Source organism: Caldisalinibacter kiritimatiensis (genome assembly GCF_000387765.1).
In the GTDB taxonomy this organism is placed as follows: Bacteria; Bacillota; Clostridia; order Tissierellales; family Caldisalinibacteraceae; genus Caldisalinibacter; species Caldisalinibacter kiritimatiensis.
On record NZ_ARZA01000221.1, the window covers coordinates 1 to 14,719 of the forward strand.

Consider the following 14,719-nt stretch of genomic DNA (forward strand, 5'->3'; position numbering starts at 1 on the left):
TATAAGCATATATTATTAACCTTTTAAATATTACAGTTAATCTAGTACATTTAAAATAAATGGAACTAAAATAGGTACTGCAGTTGATAAAATAACCCCTGTTATAAAAGATATTATTGAAGTTTTAGCATTTGTAGATTTTGATATTACCGGCAATGAAGTATCCATAGCAGTAGCTCCTGCTGGTGCTATACTTTCAATATCACCTATATACTTTGCTATAAATGGTATACTAACAAGTGCAATAATCTCTCTAACGACATTTGTAATAAAAGCAAGAGCACTTAATTTGGTAGATTCGCTTGCTAAAATCATAGCAGATAAAGTATACCAACCAAAACCTGCTCCAATAGCTCCACTTTCATTAATAGGTAAATCTAAAATTACCCCGGCTATAATACTACCTACAATACTACCAATAATTATCATAATAGGTATTAATAAAATTTTCAACCCCATCTTTTTTATTTGATTAAATATATCCTTGTTTGTACCTATATCTATACCAACAAAAAATAACAATACACACAATCCTATATCTATTATAACGTCTGTATATTGTAGAATATATTCAGGTAATATCACATATCCAAACCCAATTCCTAATAATACTGATATAATAATGCTAACACTCATTTTTCATTTCCTCCTTGTCATTTCCTTTGGTTACAAACCCCCTTACAAATTTAACTAATATTATACTAAATAATATTGAAAAACTTGAAATGACAATGGCTTGATACCCCAATTCTGCAAAAGAAGTTATGACTTTCTTATCTGCTCCTATTCTTATACCCATAACAAAAAGTAAAAATAAAAGTGAAATATTCTGTATTTTTAATAATTGTCTTTTTAGTTTATCAATACCTAACTCGTTATAGCCAATTAGAATGCCAATACCTAAAATACATAAATATAGTATTAATCTCATCCCATTATAATTCCCCCTTAACCTACAAGTTTAATAAAGGTCGTAGCTTATTTGCTACGACCTGATTATACTTCCATAATAATAGGTAAAATCATAGGATTTCTTTTCATCTTTTCATATAAGTAATTTCTTAATGCATCTCTTATACTTGATTTTAATGTTGCCCAATCAGTAATTTTATTCTTTTGACATTCATCTAAAACTTCTTTAACTACATTTTTTGCTTCTTCCATTAAATCTTCCGATTCTCTTACATATACAAATCCTCTTGAAATTATATCAGGTCCGGCTACAACCTTACCTTCTTCTTTAGTTATTGTAACCACAACTATTATTAATCCATCTTCTGATAGATGCTTTCTATCTCTTAATACTATGTTACCAACATCCCCAATTCCTAGTCCATCAACCAATATATTGCCTGCAGGCACATTCTGAGCAAATTTTCCTTCATCTTTAGTAAATTCTATAACTGAACCATTTTCAGCAACAAATATATTTTCTTTATCCATACCTAGTTCTTCAGCTAGTTGAGCATGCTGCTTTAGATGTCTATACTCACCATGTACAGGAATGAAAAATTTTGGTTGTAATAATCTATGCATAAGCTTTAATTCTTCTTGACAAGCGTGTCCAGATACATGTACATCAGCTAGTGTTTCATAAATAACATTTGCTCCTTTTTTAAATAATTGGTTAATAACCTTAGCTACTGTTTTTTCATTTCCAGGAATAGGTGTAGCTGATATAATAACCAAATCACCTGGTACTAGCTCCATTTTCTTGTGATCTGAAGAAGCAATTCTTGATAGAGCAGACATTGGCTCACCTTGACTTCCTGTTGTTATAACTACAATTTCATCTAAAGCATATTTGTTCATATCATTTATATCAATAAGTGTCCCATCTGGTACATCTAAATACCCAAGCTCTCTTGCCACTTTTACAACATTCACCATACTTCTTCCCGATACAACAACTTTTCTATTATACATAACAGCAGCATTAATAATTTGCTGTATTCGATGAATATTAGATGCAAATGTGGCAACAATTATACGTTGCTTTGCAGTTTTAAATATATCAATAAAGGTCGAGCCAACTGTTCGCTCTGACATCGTATATCCAGGTCTTTCTACGTTAGTACTATCAGCCATAGCTACCAATACACCTTTTTTGCCCAATTCAGCAAATCTGTGTAAATCCATAACTTCTCCATTTATAGGCGTATAATCTACTTTGAAATCTCCAGTATGCACTACTACTCCAACTGGAGTATTTATGGCTAATGCAACAGAATCAGGAATACTGTGACTAGTTCTTATAAACTCTACTTCAAAACATCCTAACTTTATTTTTTGTCCCGGTTTTGTAACTCTAAGCTTAGTATTCTTTAATTTATGTTCTTTAATCTTATTTTCTACAAGTCCTAAAGTTAATTTAGTACCATAAACAGGAACATTTATTTTTTTCAAAACATAAGGTAATGCTCCAATATGGTCTTCATGTCCATGAGTTAACACAATTCCCTTAATCTTTTCCCTGTTCTTAAGTAAATACGTTATGTCAGGTATAACTACATCTATACCTAACATTTCATCTTCTGGAAATGCAAGACCACAATCTATAACAATTATATCCCCTTTATATTCAATAACTGTAATATTTTTACCTATTTCGTATAATCCTCCTAGGGGAATTATTTTTAATTTTGATGTTCTTTTTGCCACCGTACCACTCTCCTTCTTTCCTTTGTCTTATAATTTTTGTCATTAAATCACGTTCAAATTTATTACCTTATGTAAAATAAATAAAGCCGTTCAAATTAACTTAGAACTTATATTAATTTACTAAACGCTAAAATCATTATTTTATAATAGTCTAACCGTATCATTAAATAATAATTTATCATTTATAAATATATTCATTAAAAAATAAATCCCCATCTGGGGACTTATTTTTGGCAGTCTTTACAATATCCAAAAAACTTCACATTATGGTCAACTACCTTAAATTCTCCCTCTTTTTCTATTTCTTCTTCTAAATTTTCTAGTAAATCTACTTCAACCTCAATAACCTTACCGCAATTTAAGCAAATTAAATGATGGTGATGATGGTCTCCACTACATGTATTTAGTTCATATCTACTACAGCCGTCGTTAAAGTTAAGTTTATACACAATATTTAATTCTTCAAGTAACTGTAGAGTTCTATAAACCGTAGCTAACCCTATCTCAGGATACTTGTCTTTCACCTTGTCATATATTTCTTCAGGACTTAAGTGTCCACCTTGATTTTCTGCTATCACATCTACAATTATTCTTCTCTGAGTCGTTAACTTATATCCATTTTCCTTTAGTTTTTCTTTTAATGTATCGAATATAGAGTCCATACTTCCACCCGCTTTTTTGTTTCTATATATAGTCTATATCTATAATATTTAAAAGTCAACAAATGCGTTACTATTTAGACTTAATTGTGTTAATATTACTTAATTATTTTCTAAAAATCACTTATTATCTACCAATTTTTGTTTTATTAACCACCTGTTTTTTTAAATTTTATATCAATTTCTTTATCTATACATATTGTTTTCCTTGTAACTTTACAAATTAAAGGAACTATCTTTACACCATTATTATATGCTTTTCTTAAACAACTTGAAAATTCTTTGTCCATTTCCCAATTAGGCATAAAAACTTCAGCGTCATCTCTTTGTATTATAAAGAATACAGCAGTTTTTACCCCTTCCTTTGTTGCTTTAATTAATTCATTAATATGTTTTACACCTCTTTTTGTAGGTGCATCGGGAAACATTGCAATTTTATTCCTTACAAAAGTAACACATTTTGCTTCAATCAAAGCATTTTCTTTACCTATTAAACCAATATCAAATCTACTATTACCATATGTTACTTCTCTTTTTACTTCATTATATTCTTTAAAGTAATTCAACTTTTTCTCTTGAAACCCTTTATATAATAATATATTAGGAATTTTAGAATCAATATTAACTAATATATTATTATAATATACCATTAATAAATCAAATTTAGTTTTACGTTCTGTTTTTTCTACTTTTCGTACTAATACTTTAGCTCCTTCAACTAATAGTTCTTTCATCCGTCCAGTATTAGGTACATGTGCTTTTTCAAGCTTATTGTTTATATAAACCTCTGCTATAAATCTATTAACTCGTCTATGGAAATACCCTTCTAATATATTACCATCTATCTTTAATTTCATTAAATCGCCCCGTAAGTTAATATTCCCATTGATAACTAATTTAAATTGAATAAATTTATTTAATTTTTATATTACTTTAAGATCATTATATAATATCGTCTGCTATAGCATTATAGGCAGCTATTACATCTTCTATTTCATTTTTATCTTCTATATTTACTAAAGATAAATTACCAGATTCATCACATTCAATTCTTAAAACAACCACTCCATCATCTTCATCATTATCTTTTCCATAAGGTTGTAATATAGCATACTCATTGTCTTCTATATGAAAAGTAGCTAACACTTCAAATTCTTCTTTATTACCGTTATCATCTATTAATTCAATAATATTTTTATTCTCTTTCATTTTATATCCTCCTCTCTACTTATCTAGTTCTATCGAGATATGATTGTAAAATATATGTTGCAGCAACTTTGTCTATAACTTTTTTTCTTTTTTTTCTGCTCATATCTCCATTTATTAATATCCTTTCAGCATATGCTGTTGTTAATCTTTCATCTTCTAAAATTACTTCTATATCAAATTTTTCCTTAAAATATTCAACAAATTCTAAAACTTTTTCGCCCTGTGGGCCAATAGTATTATTCATATTCTTAGGCAAACCTATTACTGCTAATTTAATTTCGTATTTGTTAATTATATCTTTTAAAGAATTAAAATCATTTTCAATATTAGTTCTTCTTATAGTTGTTATCCCTTGAGCTGTAAGACCTAATGGGTCACTCACAGCAACTCCGATTGTTTTATCTCCTACATCTAGTCCAAGTACTCTTTTCATACATACCTCCATAGTTATTATTGTTGCTTAATATAGTTTTAATTCATATAAAAATAATTCTTATCATATTTATATAACCTTTATACAAAATTCAGGACACTTACTAGCACAGTATCCGCAAAATACACATTTATCTTGAATTGGTACTGCTTTTTTATCAATTATTTTTATACCACCATGTTGGCATATGTCTACACATTTACCACAACCTATACACCAATCAGCTATATGTAATTTTCGCTTTCGTTTTTTTATTCTTTCTTTAATACGACTTGGTATATAGCCTCTATTTAATAAATTGACATTTGCATCAACTTCATGTTCTGATTGCATCCCTATTGCTATAGAGTGTAAATATGGTATTTCTTTAACATAATTAAACGCCTTTTCGACTTCTTGTATTAAATGTCCACCACCTAATGGTTTCATACCATAAATTCCTTTTCCTTTTTCATAAGCCAATTTAATAGCATTTATCATGTCATTAACTGTTCCATCTTGTATACCTAATCCTTTGATATTTACTATTGGGTGTATTATCTCTATTTCATCATATTTATTTGCTGCTAATACACCTTCAACCCTATGGGTAGAAATACCTAAAGCCTTTATTAAACCTTTATCTTTTGCTTTCAAAAAATACTCTATAGCTTCATAATGCCCTCTAATAGTATGTTCACTTTCTTGTTCATGCAATAAAAAAATATCTATGTAATCTGTATTTATTTCTTTTAACGCTTTTTCTAAGCTCTTTTGTGCTGTATCATTTGAATATGAATATGATTTCGTAGCTATTACATAGCTATCCCTTTTAATATCCTTTAATGCCTCTTTTATATATTCATAATTTTCATATAATTCAGCAGTATCTATAAAATTTATCCCTTTAGAATAAGCATATTTTATTATATCAGCACCACTTTTTATAGGTAAATGTGCTTGTAATGGACTTATAGTTAATGAGCCGAAACATAGTCTAGATATCTTAATACTAGTATTACCTAATTTCCTATACTCCATAAGTTCACTTCCCTATTATGACTTAATATAATTTGTATTAGTTTCTTCCGTATACTCTATTGTAACATATAATAAGGAATTTAAAATAAAAATATTTGCAATACTTGCAAGTAGAACACCGGAATCATTTGTAATAAATCCAATAGTACTACTTACCAAAGCACTTGTTAATCCAATAAAAAAGTTGTTCTTCTCTTTAAATAGCGTCTTTAATTTACGATTCTTAAATCGAATCAATAAAATCAAGCATATTAAGTTAACAAGAAGAACTTTAGACCATATAGTAACACCAAGTAATTTTATATTCATATATAATTTTCTAGAAATCACATCATAAACCGTTTTTATTCCATTATTTATTGTACTTGTTACCAATTTCCCTAAATGTGATGTTGTGAATGAGAAACTAAAATCTATAATTGTAAATCCCATAATAAATGCTATTGTAATTAATAAAAAAAGTGTAATGGTTTTGAAATCTAGATTAATCTTATAAATACTAATAACAAAATATATAGTTCCACCAATCAATGACAAAGTTGCTCCTAAATTAGCTCCGTAATTAGGTGCTATTACCAAAACAATTGTATAAATCAGAAAAATTAAGATAAAATATCTTCTTTTAATTTTTTCCAGTATTAAAGCCCAAAATATAAACATGCATCCAATTAAAACTCCCGATAACTCATTACCTATTCCAAAATATCTTGCACCTATGATAGGGTCATATCCAAGAGTAGAAAACTTAATTAAATTCCCTCCAGATATAATATCTACTATTATTATTAAATATGTAAATCCAGTAATAAACAGGATTCTATTCTTTATATTTATCCTATAAATCATAATAGTTAATATTGTTACAAAAGCTACAGCTGCTACTATAAAAGCGTAAATATTATCAATTTTAAATAAAGACATTAAAAGTAACGTAATAGGTGTTGTTAAAATTAATATTAAACTGAAAATTATTACATTTTTAAAAATGCTTTTTAGTCGATATTCTATCAATACTAAAGATGTAGTTATTAATGATATCATAATTGTTAAAATACAGAAAATACTTAAAGTAGAATATCTTATTTTCGAAATAAACTCTGTTCGTTTTAATAGCTCCTTAATAAATGACAAGTTGTCATTATATTCTAATGATTCAATTCTTTCTCCTGAAAATTTATCACTATTTATTCCTATATAATTAGTAATTGAAGGTGCTATATCAATATTTGAAACTATCCCCTGCCTTCTTGTGGTTTTTGAAGTAACAATCCCACTTTTTATTCCATCTCCCCATATTATAATAGGAGTTAATTTATCTACACCACCTTCTATTTTTTCACCACTATTAGGACTAGTTATAATCATCCTAGAGTTATTTTTATCAATTATATTGAGCAAATCACCTATAAACTCGTCTGCACGTTGTAAAATCTTTTTCTTGTGTTTTATAAACATCTCATCGCTTAATAATTCTTTATATAAATTTAATCTATTTAAATCTCCTTCTTCAATAACAATTAAAGAAGCTTTTTTGTTTATACCTTTAAGCTCATTTAATATTTTATTATAATTGGTTTTTACACCATATGGAAAATATTTATCCTCTATTAAGACGTTATCTACATTTCCATAATCTATTAAACCCTTGCTATCCATTGCAATCAAACAATTTGTCCTAATAAAACTATCAGCAGTATCTGAATTACCAAATACTGCTGTTTTTAAGCCTTCTTTATGTAAGCAATCGCCTAATGCTCCGATATTAGGAGAATACTTATTATTCTTATTTAGCTTCAATATCTTATTTATTTTTAAATTTGCTATACTATAATTTCTAGGTTTTATACCTGTTGCAGTTATGTATTCATTCATCTTTTTTTCATTTATGTTAATATTAAAAAACTCTGTTGTTGAATAATTAGCATAACACCTAGTAGATGCGTTAATAGTAATATAGCTTTCTGGTCCATCATAACCATATAAGCCCCTTGTGTTCATTAATCCTATACTACCTTCATTTATAAGAGTAAGTAGATTGTTCATTGAGTATATATCTTCTAAAGTTGTCCTATTTAGTATTAGTACATATGTCTTTTTACTGTTATATTTATTTTCACTATCTGAATATACATTATTTGCTGATATTATAATTATTAAGATGATCATAAAAACTAAAAAGGTAATCTTTATCTTATTTATTACCAATCAAATCTCTCCTAATTTTATTCTTTAGCTAAATAACTCTTCAATAACTCTTCTAATAGTTCATCTCTTTCTAACTTTCTTATTAAGCTTCTTGCATTATTATGACTTGTTATATAAGTTGGATCCCCTGATAATATATATCCAATCATTTGGTTTATAGGGTTATAACCTTTTTCTTCAAGTGACTTGTATACAGTTACGATTATCTCCCTAGCTTCATTTACATTATCCTTTGCTACGTTAAACTTCATCGTTTCATTCATATTATTAGACATTAAAACCACCCCTTTATTATATTTATGTCTTATATTCTATATTAATATTCAAAATTCCTTTTTATATATTACCCAGTAGACACAATAAGTATCTACTGGGTAATATTTTAAACACTAACCATTAGAAATTTGTTTCTTTACTAAATCATATACTTTATCTAAAGCTTCATCTATTTTACTAGCATCTTTTCCTCCAGCTTGTGCCATGTCTGGGCGACCACCACCGCCGCCACCTGTTATCTTAGCTACTTCTCTTATTAGATTACCTGCATGTATGCCTTTACTAATTAAATCTTTAGTAGCCATTGAAACAAAGCTAACTTTTTCTCCATGAGTACTTCCTAATACAACTATTACAGAACCTACCTTATCCCTTATTTTATCTCCTAATTGTCTAAGGCTGTTCATATCCATTCCTTCAATTTTCTTAGCAATAACTTTAATTCCTTCTATTTCTTTAACTTCATTAACAATGTCATCCATTTTAGAGGATGCCAATTTGCTTTTTAGAGTTTCAATTTCTTTTACTAATTCTTTAACTTCATTATTTAATGATTGTACCCTATTAATTAAATCATTTTTATTTGTTTTTAATAGTTGTGTTAACTTATTTATTTGAGCATCTGTTTCTTTAATATCTTTATATAAACTTTCACCCGTGATAGCTTCTATCCTTCTTACACCTGAAGCTATACCTGCTTCACTAACTATCTTAAATAGTCCAATTTGACTAGAGTTATTTACGTGAGTACCACCACATAACTCAATGCTATAATCACCAACACTTACAACTCTCACTTTATCTCCATATTTTTCATCAAATAGTGCTGTTGCCCCCATAGCCTTAGCTTCTTTCATTGACGTTTCTTTTGTATTTACATCTAAAGTTTCTTGTATCTTTGAATTTACTTTATCCTCAATTTCAGCTAATGTTTCTTTATCTATAGCTTCAAAATGAGTAAAATCAAATCTTAATCTTTGTGGTGTTACTAAAGAACCTGCCTGATTTACATGTTCTCCTAATACTTCCTTTAATACTTTATGAAGAATATGGGTAGCAGTATGATTTCTTGCTGCATTTAATCTATTTCTTTTATCAACTATAGCTTCAACTATATCACCTTTTTTAGCAGTTCCTTCTTTAATCTTAACAAAGTGGAATATAGAATCATTAGTACCTTTCTTAGTGTCTGTTACTTCAGCTACAAAATTACTATTCTTAATAAGACCTTTATCACCTACTTGACCTCCACCTTCCGCATATAAAGGTGTTTTTTCAAGTATTATTATTCCAGTTTCATCTTTACTTAATTCTTCAACTATTTCATCTTCTTTGATTAGCTCAATTACTTTTGTTTTTAGATTAAAATTTTCATATCCATCAAAATCTGTTTTAACGTTCTCGTCTAATTTTAAAACACCTTCTGAACTCCAAGCTTCATTTCCAATATCTCCTCTAGCTTTTCTAGCTCTCTCTCTTTGCTCTTCCATCTCTTTATTAAATCCATCTTCATCTACTTTCAGCCCTGATTCAAATAGAATTTCTTTAGTTAAATCAAGAGGGAAACCATAAGTATCATATAGCTTAAATGCTTTTTCTCCACTTAAAGTATCTTTATTTTCATCTTTAATGTCTTTAATATATTCTTCTAAAATATTCATTCCTTGGTCTATAGTTTCTTGGAATTTTTCCTCTTCTATTTGAATAACTTTTTTAATTTGAACTTCTCTTTCTTTTAATTCTGGATAAGTTTCTTTCCATTTATTTATTACTACATCCACCACTTGAGTTAAAAAATTTCCTTCTATTCCAAGTAATTTTCCATGTCTTGCAGCTCTTCTAATTAGCCTTCTTAATACATAACCTCTTCCTTCATTACTAGGGATAACTCCATCCGAAACCATAAAAGTCATTGCTCTTGTATGGTCAGTAATCACCCTTATAGACATATCATCTTTATCGTTTTTACCATAATTTATACCACTAATTTCTTCAACTTTTGTTAAGATAGTTTTAATAGGTTCAACTTCAAATATATTAGCAGCATCCTGCATTACAGCTGCAATTCTTTCTAGTCCCATACCTGTATCTATATTAGGATTTGGAAGTGGATTATAGTTTCCTTTTTCATCTTTATCAAACTGAGAGAATACTAAGTTCCAAACTTCAACATATCTATCACAATCACAACCAGGTTTACAATCTTCACTTCCACATCCATACTGTTCTCCTCTATCTATATATAACTCTGAACATGGACCACTTGGTCCTACTTCTAACTCCCAAAAGTTATCCTCTTTTCCTAAACGAACAATTCTATCTTCACTTATACCTACTTCCTTTTTCCATATTTCATAAGCTTCATCATCTTCTTCATACACTGATACCCATAATTTATCTTCTGAAACCTCTAACCTCTCTGTCATAAATTCCCATGCCCATTTAATTGCTTCCTTTTTAAAATAATCACCAAATGAGAAATTACCTAGCATTTCAAAAAATGTAGCATGTCTTGCCGTTTTACCTACATTATCAATATCACCAGTTCTTACACATTTTTGACATGTAGCCATACGACGTTTTGGAGGTTCTTCCGCACCAGTAAAATATTTTTTTAATGGTGCCATACCAGCATTTATAAGTAATAAACTTTTATCTCCCTTTGGAACTAATGAAAAGCTAGGAGCTACTAAATGGTCTTTTTCTTCAAAGAAATTTAAAAATTCTTTTCTTATCTCATCTAAACTTAATCTTTTCATTAAACCCACTCCTTTATCTTTTTGTATTCTTTAATTAATCAATATCCGTAGCATCTAATAAAAAAACCCGTCCCAACCCTTAGGGACGAGATTGTATACACTAATTTTAAACTAAATTAGTCATTCCATTACTAGTTCAAGGGCTGTTATCGTCTTTTGCTTCTTATCTTCCAGCCTATTTGTAATTGTATACATCATTCCTATTTGAAATAGTGTATTTATCGTCCTATTTCAACTAATCTTTAGTTAGGATTATAATTAAAATTTGGCTATTTGTCAATATGTATTAAAGTCTTGTCAATTTTTCTATAATAAATGCAGAAACAATTTTTAAAATAACAGCAGCTGGAACTGCTAATAACATTCCTAAAATTCCAAAATAACTTCCTCCAATTAAAAGCACTAAAATAACAACAACTGGATGCAAACCAACACTTTCACCAACAATCTTAGGTGAAAGTATATTACTTTCAATCTGCTGAATTAAAGTAAATAAAATAACTACCCATAGCACTTTTATAGGCTTTTCTAATAAAGCAAATATTACAGCTGGAACTATACCTATTATAGGTCCAAAATAGGGTATTACATTAGCTATACCAGCTATTAAACCTATAATCAGTGCAAAATCAATTCCTAAAATTAATAAACCGATTGCTGTTGTAATTCCGACAAAAGCAGCTACAATTAGTTGTCCCCTGATAAATTTACTTAAAACTATGTCAATCTCTTTTGAAACTCTAATTATATCATTTCTATATACTTTAGGAATTGTTAACATTATTTTTCTTTTAAAGTACTCTTTATCCTTAATAAAATAAAATGTCAATATAGGTATCAATATAAGACTGAAAATCTTTGAAAAAATTCCTATTGTTGTATTAGTTATATTTCTTAATGTTAATACTAAAGTTTCTTGGATATTTGATAAGTTACTCCTTATTGCATCATTTATTCCTTGAAATTGCGGAGGTAGGTTCTCTATATTTTCTGAATATAGATTATATATTTCGTTGAAATATGTATTTAATTGACTAAAATAATTAGGTAATAAATCAATTAACTTTTTGAACTCAATAGATATCTTAGGTATTATAGTAAAAGATAATATCATAACTATGGCAATTATTGCAAGATAAACTAATAAGACTCCCCAAAGTCGTTTAATTCCTCTGTCCTCCATTAAATTTACCAGAGGGTTAAATAAATATGCAAAAATTATAGAAATAAATATAGGTGTTATTAATGAAGTAATTCCACTTGCAATTTTATATAATTGATATAGTAAAAGTATTAATACTATTATTGCTATTGAATAATATAATTGCTTTTTTGTAATTTTAAATTGTTTTTCCTCTTTGACAAAACTATTGCCTATATTTATCAAAAAATAAATGCTTATTCCTAATAAAGCTACAACAAAAAACGATTTTAAATATATAAACATAGTTAGCAAAATCTCCATATATTTCCTCCTCTCTGCTGTTTAAAAAGGCAGCAAAGCTGCCTTAATTTAAAACATTCCCATACCATCTAGCATACCAAATAACATTTTCTTACCTTGTCTCATAAATCTTCTTTTTTGTCTTGGAGTCATTTTTGATGCAGCATACATACCAGCTGTTGCTCCTATTATACTTCCAGTAACAATCCCTGAGACAAATCCATTTCTCATTTATTTTCACTCCTTTTATAGGGTGTATTATTAGTTTTCATCTTTTTTATCACTCTAATTCTAGTATTTTTTTGTACTCTTTCTTGTTTTTAATGTAATCTTCCTTCATTTTACTTGTTATAATTAGAGCATCATTACCAAACTTTATACCTTTTCTATAGGGAAATATACTTCTTCCATCTAATATATCCTGAATTAAACCTTCTGTTAATACAAACCCTAATATTTTTCCCTTTTCAGGTTCAATTATAACATCTTGTATATATCCTAAACTTTCACCATCTTCTGTAATTATTTCTTTTTCTATTATACTATTTTGAGCCGAAATGGATTCTTCAATTTCAGGAATTGCACTAGCTTTGTCAATATATTTTTTATCTTTTAAAACAATAGCATCTTTACCTATAGCTTCTATATTTTTAAATCTAACTATTTGTGGTTCTTTAAATAATCCCTTTCCATTTAATAAAATTGCATTAACTCTAAACTTTTTGTAATTATATATTAGTTTCTCTACTTCAGCAATTTTTTCGCCTTCTTTTTTACTTATAACAGGAACTCCTAACATTTCGCTTCCCTTTAGCACTATATAAACCCTCTCTATTATATCATTTTATACTATTATTATTTCTATATTTAAATTTTTATATAAGTTAATTTCAAATTATAATTCATTATTATATAGTGCTTAATATTACTATTAACGTACTTTTCTTACAATAGTTCCACCGCCCACTAAAATATCATCTTTATAAAATACTACAGCCTGCCCTGGCGTAATAGCTCTAACTGGTTTTTCAAATACAACCTTAACTTTATCTTTTTCTATTGGATATATAGTAGCTGGTTGTTCTTTAAAATTATACCTAATCTTAGCTTTCACTTCCATTGGCTCTTCTAAATTTGACATTGATATAAAATTAATATCTTCAGCTATCAATTCTTTACCAAATACTTTTTCAGCATCGCCAACAACTACTACATTTTCTTCAGGTAAAATATCTATTACATAAACAGGTTTCCCAAGTGCTAATCCTAGCCCTTTACGTTGTCCTATAGTATAATTTGTAATCCCTTTGTGTTTTCCTAATATATTTCCTTCTGTATCAATAAAATGCCCTGGCTTAATTTTATATGATGCATTTTCCTTTATAAACCTAATATAATCATCATCCTCAATAAAACATATTTCTTGACTCTCTTCTTTATTTGCAACACTTAATCCTAGTTCACTTGCAATCTCTCTGACTTTTTCTTTATCTTCAAAATTTCCTAATGGCATTAAAACATGTTTTAATTGTTCTTGAGTTAAATTATATAACATGTAAGTTTGGTCTTTTTTATCAGCTTCTGACTTTTTTATTAAATATCTATCTACATCTTTATCATAAATCACGTTAGCATAATGACCTGTAGCTAAATAGTATGCACCTAAATCAAAGGCTTTTTGCATTAATGCTTTAAATTTAACATGTTTATTGCACTGTATACAAGGGTTGGGTGTTCTACCCCTTCCATATTCATGTAAGAAATAGTCAATCACTTTTTCTTTAAAAATATCTTTTAAATCAACTACATAGTGGGGAATATTCAACTTTTCAGCAACTTTTTTTGCGTCACTTACTACTGAGCTAATTTCCTGTACATCATTTTTAGCATTTTTCTCTTCATAAATCTCCATTGTAACTCCTATTACTTCATAACCCTGCTTTTTTAGTAAATATGCTGCAACAGAACTATCTACTCCACCACTCATTCCTATTACTACTTTGTTTTTATCCATTTTTTCACCTCAAATTATTTGGTTGTAATATTTTTCTTT

General features: G+C 28.3%; 15 protein-coding genes. All 15 read right to left on the reverse strand.

From position 1 onward, the window contains the following. Positions 1–36 precede the first annotated feature (36 nt). Positions 37–636, reverse strand: a complete 600-nt coding sequence (locus L21TH_RS09915; protein ID WP_006315219.1) for a LysO family transporter — start codon at positions 634–636, stop codon at positions 37–39. Continuing rightward, the gene (locus tag L21TH_RS09920; RefSeq protein WP_006315220.1) at positions 626–931 is read right to left on the reverse strand and encodes a LysO family transporter; all 306 of its coding nucleotides are present in this window, start codon (positions 929–931) and stop codon (positions 626–628) included. The genes L21TH_RS09915 and L21TH_RS09920 overlap by 11 nt, the downstream gene beginning before the upstream one ends. Before the next feature lie 65 nt (positions 932–996). Next, positions 997–2,661 (reverse strand): ribonuclease J, encoded by a 1,665-nt coding sequence (locus L21TH_RS09925; protein ID WP_006315221.1) that lies wholly within the window; start codon positions 2,659–2,661, stop codon positions 997–999. Between the two features lie 224 nt (positions 2,662–2,885). Continuing rightward, the gene (locus L21TH_RS09930) at positions 2,886–3,323 is read right to left on the reverse strand and encodes a Fur family transcriptional regulator (RefSeq protein ID WP_006315223.1); all 438 of its coding nucleotides are present in this window, start codon (positions 3,321–3,323) and stop codon (positions 2,886–2,888) included. 146 nt (positions 3,324–3,469) lie between these two features. Further along, positions 3,470–4,177 (reverse strand): DNA/RNA nuclease SfsA, encoded by a 708-nt coding sequence (gene sfsA, locus L21TH_RS09935; RefSeq protein ID WP_006315235.1) that lies wholly within the window; start codon positions 4,175–4,177, stop codon positions 3,470–3,472. An 85-nt stretch (positions 4,178–4,262) separates the two neighbouring features. Further along, entirely contained in the window at positions 4,263–4,529 is a 267-nt protein-coding gene (locus L21TH_RS09940; protein WP_006315237.1) for a DUF1292 domain-containing protein, read from the reverse strand. A 19-nt stretch (positions 4,530–4,548) separates the two neighbouring features. Beyond that, positions 4,549–4,962: a Holliday junction resolvase RuvX gene (ruvX, locus tag L21TH_RS09945; protein ID WP_006315239.1), complete on the reverse strand. Its 414-nt coding sequence runs from the start codon at positions 4,960–4,962 to the stop codon at positions 4,549–4,551. A 69-nt stretch (positions 4,963–5,031) separates the two neighbouring features. Beyond that, positions 5,032–5,982, reverse strand: a complete 951-nt coding sequence (locus L21TH_RS09950; RefSeq protein WP_006315240.1) for an aldo/keto reductase — start codon at positions 5,980–5,982, stop codon at positions 5,032–5,034. Between the two features lie 15 nt (positions 5,983–5,997). Next, a complete protein-coding gene (locus L21TH_RS09955; protein ID WP_006315242.1) occupies positions 5,998–8,187 on the reverse strand; it encodes an alkaline phosphatase family protein in 2,190 nt (729 codons plus the stop codon). Positions 8,188–8,204: 17 nt separating this feature from the next. After that, positions 8,205–8,462 carry an IreB family regulatory phosphoprotein gene (locus L21TH_RS09960; protein WP_006315244.1) on the reverse strand — a complete coding sequence of 86 codons (258 nt, stop codon included), beginning with the start codon at positions 8,460–8,462 and terminating at the stop codon, positions 8,205–8,207. 114 nt (positions 8,463–8,576) lie between these two features. Continuing rightward, positions 8,577–11,222: an alanine--tRNA ligase gene (gene alaS, locus L21TH_RS09965; protein ID WP_006315246.1), complete on the reverse strand. Its 2,646-nt coding sequence runs from the start codon at positions 11,220–11,222 to the stop codon at positions 8,577–8,579. Between the two features lie 286 nt (positions 11,223–11,508). Then, on the reverse strand, positions 11,509–12,687 hold the full coding sequence (locus tag L21TH_RS09970; RefSeq protein ID WP_006315248.1) for an AI-2E family transporter: 1,179 nt from the start codon (positions 12,685–12,687) through the stop codon (positions 11,509–11,511). Between the two features lie 48 nt (positions 12,688–12,735). Continuing rightward, positions 12,736–12,897, reverse strand: a complete 162-nt coding sequence (locus tag L21TH_RS14340) for a hypothetical protein (protein ID WP_006315250.1) — start codon at positions 12,895–12,897, stop codon at positions 12,736–12,738. A 49-nt stretch (positions 12,898–12,946) separates the two neighbouring features. Further along, positions 12,947–13,483: a PRC-barrel domain-containing protein gene (locus L21TH_RS09975; protein ID WP_034429882.1), complete on the reverse strand. Its 537-nt coding sequence runs from the start codon at positions 13,481–13,483 to the stop codon at positions 12,947–12,949. Positions 13,484–13,597: 114 nt separating this feature from the next. After that, positions 13,598–14,680 (reverse strand): tRNA 2-thiouridine(34) synthase MnmA, encoded by a 1,083-nt coding sequence (mnmA, locus tag L21TH_RS09980; RefSeq protein ID WP_006315254.1) that lies wholly within the window; start codon positions 14,678–14,680, stop codon positions 13,598–13,600. Positions 14,681–14,719 lie beyond the last annotated feature (39 nt).